1 pseudogene is annotated in these 231 nt (G+C 75.3%); it reads left to right on the top strand.

The window, feature by feature from the left end:
• Window positions 1–22 precede the first annotated feature (22 nt).
• Window positions 23–231: pseudogene (locus tag KVT34_RS31435) on the top strand (16S rRNA (cytidine(1402)-2'-O)-methyltransferase); the annotation flags it as partial.

Here is a 231-nt window from a genome sequence, read left to right as displayed (position 1 = left end):
GGGGGGGCGGAGCCGGGGGGGCGTGGGCCCCCCCGGGGGGGCCCCCCCGGAGGGGGGGTTCGCCGGCCCCGTAGGGGGGCGGAGCCCCGCCGAAACGGGGGGGGGGGAAACCCCCTGGTGGAAGGAGCTTTCACTGGAGGGGCATGCCGCCCCTTACCTGGAACAGGGGCTGAGCAAGAAGGAACCGATCAAAAAGACCGCCTCCGACCGGGGGCTGCCGAAGCGGGACGT

It is taken from the genome of Paenibacillus sp. GbtcB18 (assembly GCF_019091125.1).
GTDB classification, from domain to species: Bacteria; Bacillota; Bacilli; order Paenibacillales; family NBRC-103111; genus Paenibacillus_F; species Paenibacillus_F chitinolyticus.
Note: the sequence above shows the minus strand (reverse complement) of the source record. Positions and strands in the feature narration are given on the sequence as shown.